Source organism: Mucilaginibacter sp. P4_G9 (genome assembly GCF_056400985.1).
Genome location: NZ_JBFUKF010000216.1, coordinates 1 through 8,803 on the forward strand (window position 1 = coordinate 1; position 8,803 = coordinate 8,803).

The window sequence follows — 8,803 nt, forward strand, 5'->3', positions numbered from 1 at the left end:
AATCCGCCCTGCATAGTTGAGGATTGCTTCGTGCCTCGCAATGACGCATGGTTACGTGCTTCATTAGAAGCATAAAAACATTAATAAATCAAATTTAAACAGATTCTTAGAGATACTTGAAGAGCTAAACGATATAATATTGTTTAGCCAGACAAGCCTGTTTGAACTAACATGAACTAACAATAAAATTAAAAATCGGGAAGCTTCCCGATTTTTTGGCTTCAGAGGTGGCCTGGAACTGAAGATCAAACCCCAACCAACCCCGCCATCTCGTTCAAAAACAGCAATGCCTGGTCAATGCTATGAACACCCTCTACGCTCAGTCGCAGGGTGTTTTTAACTTCCTTTAAATTGGTGCGGCGGGGATTACCCTGTACAAAGGCCAGCACGTTATGAAACGCCTCTGTTTCAAAATAGGTTGATTGCTGATCGGTAATGAAGTAGCCGCGCAGCACATTCTTTTTTAACGAGATTTTTTCGAAACCGATGGCTTTGCCCATCCATTGCAGGCGCATGGTGTTCAGCAGGTCATGTACCTGTGGCGGTATCGGTCCAAAACGGTCATGCAGTTGCTGTTGAAAGGCAGATAATTCAATCTCCCTTTCCAGTTTGGATAGCTCGGTGTACAGGTTATAACGTTCGGCAATATTGGTTACATACTCATCCGGGATCAATATCTCCTGATCGGTATCAATCTGGGTAAAAGCAATATATGGTCTTGGCTTATCATCCGGGAACACGCCTTTAAACTCGTCCTCCTTTAGCTCCTGAATGGCTTCGTCCAGGATCTTGTGATACATTTCGAACCCGATCTCGGCAATAAAGCCGCTTTGTTCGGCGCCTAAAAGGTTCCCGCTGCCGCGAATGTCCAGGTCGCGCATGGCCACGTTAAAGCCGCTGCCTAAGTCGCTAAACTCTTCAATGGCACTCAGGCGCTTGCGGGCCTCGCTGGTGAGCGTTGATAATGGCGGGCTCAACAGGTAGCAATATGCTTTTTTGTTGCTCCTGCCCACGCGGCCGCGCATCTGGTGCAGATCGCTGAGGCCAAACATATGGGCATAGTTAATAATAATGGTATTGGCGTTCGGGATATCCAAGCCAGCTTCGATGATAGTTGTAGCCACCAGTACATCGTACTCATGGTTTACAAACTTAAGCATCACATCTTCCAGCGCATCGCCTTCTAATTGTCCGTGAGCTATCCCGATGCGGGCTTTAGGCACCAATTTGCGGATCATCCCCCCTAATTGAGGCAGATCGGCAACCCGGTTATGGATAAAAAAGATTTGCCCGTCGCGCTCAATCTCAAATTCAACAGCTTCTTTTATCAGCTTATCGTTAAATACATGCAGTTCGGTAACTACAGGCTGCCTGTTTGGTGGCGGGGTTGATATGATAGACAGATCGCGGGCTCCCATTAGTGAGAAATGCAGGGTACGCGGTATGGGTGTAGCGGTAAGCGTTAACGTATCTACATTGGCGCGCATTTGTTTCAGCTTTTCTTTTGTTGAAACACCGAACTTTTGCTCCTCGTCAATAATCATTAATCCCAGGTCCTTAAACTTCACATCCTTACTCACCAGGCGATGTGTGCCTATAATGATATCTACCTTGCCATCCTTCAGTTTCTCTAAGGTATCCTTAATCTGCCTGCTGGTTTTAAACCGGTTAATATAATCGATATTGGCGGGAAATCCTTTGAGCCTGTCGGTAAATGTTTTGTAATGCTGGGCCGCCAAAATAGTGGTAGGCACAAGTATGGCTACCTGCTTGCTATCGGCAACTGCTTTAAACGCGGCACGAATAGCAACCTCGGTTTTACCAAAACCCACATCGCCGCAGATGAGCCTATCCATAGGATGCGGCGATTCCATGTCCTTTTTAAAATCTGCCGTAGCTTTTTCCTGGTCGGGGGTATCCTCGTAAAGGAATGACGCCTCTAACTCGGTTTGCAGGTAACTATCCGGCGAAAAGGAATTACCATGCTGGGCTTTGCGCAGGGCGTAAAGCTTTATCAGGTCACGGGCAATGTCTTTAACTTTTTTTTTTGTGGTTTTCTTGAGGCGCTCCCAGGTATCGGTACCCAGTTTGTTCATTTTGGGAATGGTACCCTCCTTGCCGCTGTATTTAGAGATACGGTTAAGCGAGTTGATGTTTACGTATAGCAGGTCGTTATCAGCATAAATAAGACGGATCATTTCCTGCTGCTTGCCATTAACCTCCACTTTTTCCAGGCCCGCGTATTTGCCAATGCCATGGTCAATATGAGTTACGTAATCGCCCGGCTTAAGGTCGCGCAGTTCTTTCAGGGTAATAGCCTGCGAACGCTGGTAACCTTTTTTGAGCTTATATTTATAATAACGATCGAAGATCTGGTGATCGGTATAGCAGGCCAGTTTTTGTTCATGATCAACAAAGCCTTCTCTTATCGAAATACTTATCGGTGTAAACTTTACCGTTTTATCAAGGTCATCCAAGATAGCATATAGCCTTTCTACCTGCCTTGAAGAATCGGTAAGAATAAAGTTTTCTATCTTCTCTGCCTCGTTATTTTTAAAGTTGTGGATAAGCAATGTAAAATCCTTATTAAAGGACGGCTGCGGGCGCAGATCAAAATTGATAGCCGCGCTTGGCTGGTAAAAGAATTGCTTGCCAAACTCAACCACCGGGAAATCATGCAGCTGATCAGCAATCAGTTTCTCATCGGTAAAGCCAAATTTAGGGTCTATCCAGTCCGGGTTTTGCGTTTTTTCATCGGCCGATAATGCTTTCCACAAATTTGTTGCCTTTTTAAAGCCGGTTTGGATGATATCCAGCGTAAACTGTACGTCTTTTATCCATACCTGCGTACCTGTATCCACATATTCTAACAGCGAAATATTACTTTCTGTTAAAAATTTAGATTGTACATTGGGCACAATAGTGATGCTTTTTACCTGTTCAACAGATAGCTGGCTTTCTATCTCAAATGTGCGGATAGACTCAATAAAATCGCCGAAGAACTCTACCCTGTAAGGCAGGTTATGGGAAAAAGAAAAAATATCCACAATACCGCCCCTTACAGAAAACTGGCCCGGTTCGTAAACAAAATCTACCCGGTCAAAATCGTATTCTATTAAAAACTCATTTATAAAGTCGATGCTTAGTTTGTTGCCTACTGCAATCTCCAGGGTGTTTTTCTCAAGCGATGCACGGTCTATTACCTTTTCGGCAAGCGCTTCGGGGTAAGTAACAATCAGCTGGCCAAATTCAGACGAATGGTTAAGCTCGTTCAACACCTCGGCACGGGCAAGCACATTGCTGCTATCGGGCTGGGTAAATTCAAATGGTTTGCGGTATGATGATGGGAAAAGCAGTACTTCTTTGCCGGTAAGGTTCTCCAGGTCGGCCTGAAAATAGCCGGCTTCTTCACGCTCGGGCAGTACAAACACCATATGCTTGTGTTGCAAAAAATACAATGCTACCGCCATGGCCGCATCACTCGATCCGACTAAACCACGAAGCTGTACCCTTGGATTTTTGGAAGCATTAAGCGCGGTGGCCAATGCTTTAATCCTGTCATCAGCTTTATATCTATCTAATATATCACGGATATTCAAAACTGCCGCAAATGTACGCAAAAAAGCCCTTCTAAATAAATCGATGTAATTTGTGTAAAATATGCAAACAATATGGGGGCTTAATTACTTTTAAATTATAAATTCAAGTAATATTTTCCTGGAGTTCAACCTAAATTTTCAACTAAAATTAAATCATCATGAAGAATGCAATTGTATGGGGCGTTTTCATTGGCCTATTGAGTATTATCTGGATGTTTGTATCCCACGCCATGGGGGTCACTCCCGATAAAGACACCGTTGCTCCATTTGAATATTTTTCGTTCCTTATCCCTGCTACCGGGTTATTAATAGGTATCTGGAGCTATCGCAAAACCGACTGTAAAGGCCAGATGGGCTTTTTAGAAGCATTGGTACAAAGCTTTAAAATATTGATTGCCGGTGGTATAATAACTGTTTTTGGCGGCATATTATATTTCAGCTATGTATCAACAGATAATACTTTGCGTGATTTTTCGGGCCGTATCTTCGGTGCACTGTTAGTTGGTGTATTATTGGCGTTTGCAGTATCTTTACTATTTATGAACAAATCCAACAAGGTTGATTAAACGGCTTTTTTCAAAATACTTTGAACTTGTTTTCTGGATAACGGCGATGTTGTGCCTGGCTTTTACGTCGCCGCAGGCCACATCGCATTTTACATTGTGTCCGTTAAAACTATTGGGCTTTACCTGGTGCCCCGGCTGTGGTCTGGGCCACTCCATTATTTACCTGTTCCACGGCCAGGTCCTCAATTCCTTTCATGCCCATTGGCTGGGCATACCTGCTGTGCTGATCATATTTTACAGGATTTTTGTATTGGGGCGGGATAGGTTTTTATCAAAACCAAAATTCCCTATGACTTAACCATCAGAAATTACAATGTGGCAAGCTGTTTTATCACAAATGGAACGCTTTAGCGGATTTTAAGCAAAACATAACAGGGAGCGTGAACCCGTAAATACCACATCCAAAATTAAATTAATTTCCCAGGAAGAAACACACGGCGGTTGGGGTGTTAGATTTGTAATAAAATATAGCATTTGGTATTAAATTTATTACAAAACGCAATAAATTGTTGACAAAGCGAACTATATCAGTTACTTTTAAGTCCCCTAATTAATTGGTTATGATCCGCGTACGGTCCAAGAATGTACTATTGGTTGCTCCTGAAACATTTTCGGTTGAGCTTTCTCCTGATAATAAACAATTCCGGCACATCTCGGTAACAAGCCATATTTTTCCATCCATCCATGAGCAAAAGCCCAACGTGGTGATATTGGATTATGACCACCTTACCCGCGACATAGAAAAAATATTACGGCGGCTGCAATCAAACCCATCATACAGCAACATAAAAATCTGCTGCTACAAAAGCAAGGAACATACCAAAGTGGATAGCCTGTTAAAAGCCCTTGGTGTTGACCATATTTTTTATCCTGAAGATTTCAAAAAAACGGTTAAAGGCAATGGCATCGTTAATGCTTTTGCCAATATTTTCGACGCCTCTGTTCTGGCTTTGCTGGTAAAGCCCTCTAATTAGTAACCTTAATTAAGTCATTTCGCAATCGAATACCATATTTTATATTGTTGCCGTTTTTTTCGACCTTAATTATCCCCCTCCGCTTTTTCCTTAGCTACTTTTTCTTTCTCCTTTTGTGCCTTCTCCTGCACTTTTCTAATAGAATCCTGTTTGGCTTTTGCGGCTTTTTTCTTCTTGTTGAAGAAACCCTTCAGCAGGAAGTTGGATTGTGCTGCCTTCAGGTCTTCATTTAGGGTACCGGTGGTGGCGTGTACATTTTTCATGGTAGTTTGCGCCTGTTTTACCGTGCTCTCCAGGCTTCTCGACAAATTATCACTGTTCAACAACCTACCGATACTTCCTTTGCCGCTGTTAATCTTGGCTACAATTTCAGCCAGGCTTGCTGTCATTGTTTCCGCATTATCAGCTACCCTGGTAAGCTTGCTAATTATCCTGTCCACATCTACCGGGTTTATAGAGGTAAGCCTGCCCCCATCCTGTATTTCCTGGTTGCTGGTTATGCCTCCGGGGGCTAATACAACAAGCTTATCGCCCATTAAACCGTCACTGCCAATGCTCAGTTTAGAGTCGGTTTTTACGAATTTTTTTACCTTTTCATTTAGCGTCAGGTCAACCCTTACTGAACTATCGGTTATGATATTAATAGATTGTACTACACCAACGTTGATGCCGGCAAAACGCACATTATTGCCAACCTGCAGACCATTCACATTCTTAAATGTTCCATAAACGTTAAATGTGGAATTAAACAACCCTTTTTGGTTGCCTATAAAAAATACGGCCAGCATCAGTACCACCAATCCGGTGAAAGTGAACAGGCCGATTTTTATTTTTTGCGATGATGTGGTTCTCATGGTGTTTCGTTAAAAAAAGATCTTACAAGTTCATTATCCGATTTTTGCAGCACTGCCCAGGTGCCTTCGGCTATATATTCTCCGTTATCCATCACCATAATCCGGTCGGCTGTAATGCGGGCACATTCCAGGTCATGTGTAATAATAATAGATGATGTTTTATATTTTTTTTGCATGTGGAGTATCAGCTCGCTGATCTCGCGCGATGTAATGGGATCTAATCCTGTAGTCGGCTCATCATACAGCATAATCTCGGGATGTACTATGAGCGTACGGGCGAGGCCAGCCCTTTTCCGCATTCCCCCCGACAGATCAGACGGTAACTTGTCGATCGAATCAAGCAATCCTACGCTCTCTAATACCTCTTCTACCTTTTTATCTATCTCGGCCTGGTTTTTAAGCTTAAGCACCCTTGTTAGCGGAAATTCGAGGTTCTCGCGCACGGTCATACTGTCATACAATGCCCCGCCCTGGAACAGGAAACCAATTTTTACGCGCAGTTGCTTTAGCTCATCGTCGCTCATGCCGGCAACATCCTCGCCAAAAACATTCAGATCGCCCCCATCCGGTTTTAGCATGCCAACCACGCATTGTATGGTTACCGATTTTCCTTCGCCCGACCTGCCCAGCACCACCACATTCTCGCCCCGCTTCAAATCAAATGTTATATTCTTTAATACCTCTTTGTCGCCGAAGGATTTTTTTAAACCATTGGCATGTATAACCACCTCATCTTTAATGGTTGATGATTTTTTTCTCGCTCCGATATTTTCTTTTTCCATTGCCATCTTATCTGTAAAACAACAAACTGGTGATCTGAACGGCTATAGCATCAATAACAAAGATCCAAAGCGATGCCGTTACCACCGCTGAGTTTGCGGCAATACCCACACTCTCGGTACCCTTATTGGAGTGATAGCCCTTATAACATCCTACAAAACCTATTGCGAAGCCAAAAAACACCGTTTTAACAAGTGCTGGTAAAAAATCGGTAAAATCAAGGGCACTAATGCATTTATGAAAATACAGAGAAAAGCTAATGCTATCTGTAATATTAAGAGCCAGGAAGCCCCCAAAAAGGCCGATAACGTCCCCAATTACCGACAGAAGAGGAACCATTAGCGTTGTGGCTAAGATGCGGGTAACTACAAGATATTGTATAGGGTTTGCGCCGGATACCTCCATGGCGTCTATTTGCTCAGAAACTTTCATGCTGCCCAACTCGGCACCTATGCTGGAGGCTATTTTGCCGGCGCAGATAATAGCCGTAATTACCGGCCCCATTTCGCGGATAAAGGATACAGAAAGCGTTCTGGGTAACATACTTTCGGCTCCAAGCGCAACAAGAGATGGCCTTAACTGCAGGATTAGCACAAACCCCATGATGAAGGAGGTGATACCTACCAGCATCATGGAGCGGTAGCCAATTTCGTAGCATTGCCTCACAAACTCCGACCATTCAAAGCCGCCGACAAATATGTTTCTTAAAAACCTGCCGAAGAAAACGCACTGTTCGCCAATGTCCATCATCCACTTTCGCCACCCGGTAATTACTTGTTCTGCCATGTGTTAGGTTAATAATTTGACAAATACAACAATGCATTATCAAAATGTTTTGCAGTTCAGGAAAATTCACCTTTAGGGGCCGGCTTGCAGGTTTATGACATTGGTACGTCAATGATCAGGTAACGGGAAAGTTCTTCGGTTTCAATTGTAAATGAACTGCTATCATAAACACCCATAGCATCCCTTTTGTTTAAAATGGTGCCATTTAATTTAGCTTTGCCATCCAACAGAAACACGTATGCACCGTTGCCCGGCGTTTTTATAACATAATTAAGTGGCTTCCCAGCTTCAAAAGTACCCATGCTAAAGGTAGCGTCCTGGTGCAGCCAAAGGGTATTTTCTCCTTTATCCGGTGATACCATAACAGTTAATTCATTTATTTTAAAGGCGTTTTTAAAGCTTTTTTGATCATATCTTGGCTGTACATTTCTTTCCTTTGGGAAAAGCCAGATCTGGAGCGTTTTAGCGGCATCCGTTGCCGAAGCATTGTATTCTGAATGATAAACTCCGGTACCGGCCGACATTACCTGCACATCACCGGCATTAATCACACCTTTATTGCCCATATTGTCCTGGTGTTCCAATCCCCCTTCCAGCGGAATGGTTACTATTTCCATGTTATCGTGCGGATGCAAGCCAAAACCTTTACCCCCGGCTATAGTATCATCATTTAAAACCCTTAAAACACCAAAGTGCATTAGTTCGGAATTGTAATACGGCCCAAAGCTGAAAGAAAAGTTTGCTTTTAACCAGCCTATATCATTTTTGCCGCGTTTACTTTCGGCATAAAATAATGTTTTCATTCTTTTGTCTCCATTTTTATACGTTTAAACATACAATAGTTATGCCAATGGATTTAAATGGTTTAATCGCGCGCTAGGGCGCAAAGGATCAAGCTGCCGATGAAGCCTCAAGGCAATTTTTATATAAAAGTTTTATTATTAGCATGTTGACGGTAAAGCTCAAATTAAATCACAGGTTTTTAAGCGATCTTTGCACCTTAGCGTATTTGCGCGAAACCCAACTCTGCCGAAATTGCATTGATTTAATTATGTGTATTTTTGCAAAAAATTAAGTATCAATGGCAAATAAAGCTATTATTGCTGGTTCAACCGGACTTATTGGCAGTAAATTGCTCCACATTTTGCTGCGCGAACCTTTTTTTGCTGAAGTTTTAATCCTTGTAAGGATAAAAATTGATCTTCAGCATAAAATATTAAGACAGCAGGTGGTCGATTTTGACC

At 42.8% G+C, this 8,803-nt stretch carries 8 protein-coding genes; 3 read left to right on the forward strand and 5 right to left on the reverse strand.

Annotated features, from left to right (window positions below; all coding sequences use genetic code 11):
* Window positions 1–245 precede the first annotated feature (245 nt).
* Window positions 246–3,599 carry a transcription-repair coupling factor gene (gene mfd, locus AC1DPZ_RS17185; protein ID WP_477405601.1) on the reverse strand — a complete coding sequence of 1,118 codons (3,354 nt, stop codon included), beginning with the start codon at window positions 3,597–3,599 and terminating at the stop codon, window positions 246–248.
* A gap of 158 nt (window positions 3,600–3,757) precedes the next feature.
* Between mfd and AC1DPZ_RS17190 the strand changes: the two genes are divergently transcribed.
* The 3 genes from AC1DPZ_RS17190 to AC1DPZ_RS17200 all read left to right on the forward strand — a co-directional run bounded on the left by AC1DPZ_RS17190 (window position 3,758) and on the right by AC1DPZ_RS17200 (window position 5,139).
* Window positions 3,758–4,165 (forward strand): DUF4199 domain-containing protein, encoded by a 408-nt coding sequence (locus tag AC1DPZ_RS17190; protein WP_477405587.1) that lies wholly within the window; start codon window positions 3,758–3,760, stop codon window positions 4,163–4,165.
* Complete coding sequence (locus AC1DPZ_RS17195) at window positions 4,158–4,463, forward strand: DUF2752 domain-containing protein (RefSeq protein WP_477405589.1); 306 nt, start codon at window positions 4,158–4,160, stop codon at window positions 4,461–4,463. Before AC1DPZ_RS17190 ends, AC1DPZ_RS17195 begins: the two co-directional genes overlap by 8 nt.
* A 262-nt stretch (window positions 4,464–4,725) precedes the next feature.
* Window positions 4,726–5,139, forward strand: coding sequence for a hypothetical protein (locus AC1DPZ_RS17200; RefSeq protein ID WP_477405591.1), 414 nt, complete (start codon window positions 4,726–4,728; stop codon window positions 5,137–5,139).
* A gap of 65 nt (window positions 5,140–5,204) precedes the next feature.
* Here AC1DPZ_RS17200 and AC1DPZ_RS17205 read toward each other — a convergent pair whose 3' ends face one another.
* The 4 genes from AC1DPZ_RS17205 to AC1DPZ_RS17220 form a co-directional block, all read right to left on the reverse strand.
* Window positions 5,205–5,993: an MlaD family protein gene (locus AC1DPZ_RS17205; RefSeq protein WP_477405593.1), complete on the reverse strand. Its 789-nt coding sequence runs from the start codon at window positions 5,991–5,993 to the stop codon at window positions 5,205–5,207.
* Complete coding sequence (locus AC1DPZ_RS17210; protein ID WP_477405595.1) at window positions 5,990–6,775, reverse strand: ABC transporter ATP-binding protein; 786 nt, start codon at window positions 6,773–6,775, stop codon at window positions 5,990–5,992. The genes AC1DPZ_RS17205 and AC1DPZ_RS17210 overlap by 4 nt, the downstream gene beginning before the upstream one ends.
* Window positions 6,776–6,782: 7 nt before the next feature.
* Window positions 6,783–7,559: an MlaE family ABC transporter permease gene (locus tag AC1DPZ_RS17215; RefSeq protein ID WP_477405597.1), complete on the reverse strand. Its 777-nt coding sequence runs from the start codon at window positions 7,557–7,559 to the stop codon at window positions 6,783–6,785.
* 92 nt (window positions 7,560–7,651) lie between these two features.
* Window positions 7,652–8,362: a pirin family protein gene (locus AC1DPZ_RS17220; protein ID WP_477405599.1), complete on the reverse strand. Its 711-nt coding sequence runs from the start codon at window positions 8,360–8,362 to the stop codon at window positions 7,652–7,654.
* Between the last annotated feature and the right edge of the window lie 441 nt (window positions 8,363–8,803).

Excerpts from the sequence above, each read along its gene's own strand:
- AC1DPZ_RS17200 (WP_477405591.1), top strand. The coding sequence starts at position 4,726 with ATGATCCGCGTACGGTCCAAGAATGTACTATTGGTTGCTCCTGAAACA.
- AC1DPZ_RS17210 (WP_477405595.1), bottom strand. The coding sequence starts at position 6,775 with ATGGAAAAAGAAAATATCGGAGCGAGAAAAAAATCATCAACCATTAAA.
- AC1DPZ_RS17205 (WP_477405593.1), bottom strand. The coding sequence starts at position 5,993 with ATGAGAACCACATCATCGCAAAAAATAAAAATCGGCCTGTTCACTTTC.
- AC1DPZ_RS17190 (WP_477405587.1), top strand. The coding sequence starts at position 3,758 with ATGAAGAATGCAATTGTATGGGGCGTTTTCATTGGCCTATTGAGTATT.
- AC1DPZ_RS17220 (WP_477405599.1), bottom strand. The coding sequence starts at position 8,362 with ATGAAAACATTATTTTATGCCGAAAGTAAACGCGGCAAAAATGATATA.
- AC1DPZ_RS17215 (WP_477405597.1), bottom strand. The coding sequence starts at position 7,559 with ATGGCAGAACAAGTAATTACCGGGTGGCGAAAGTGGATGATGGACATT.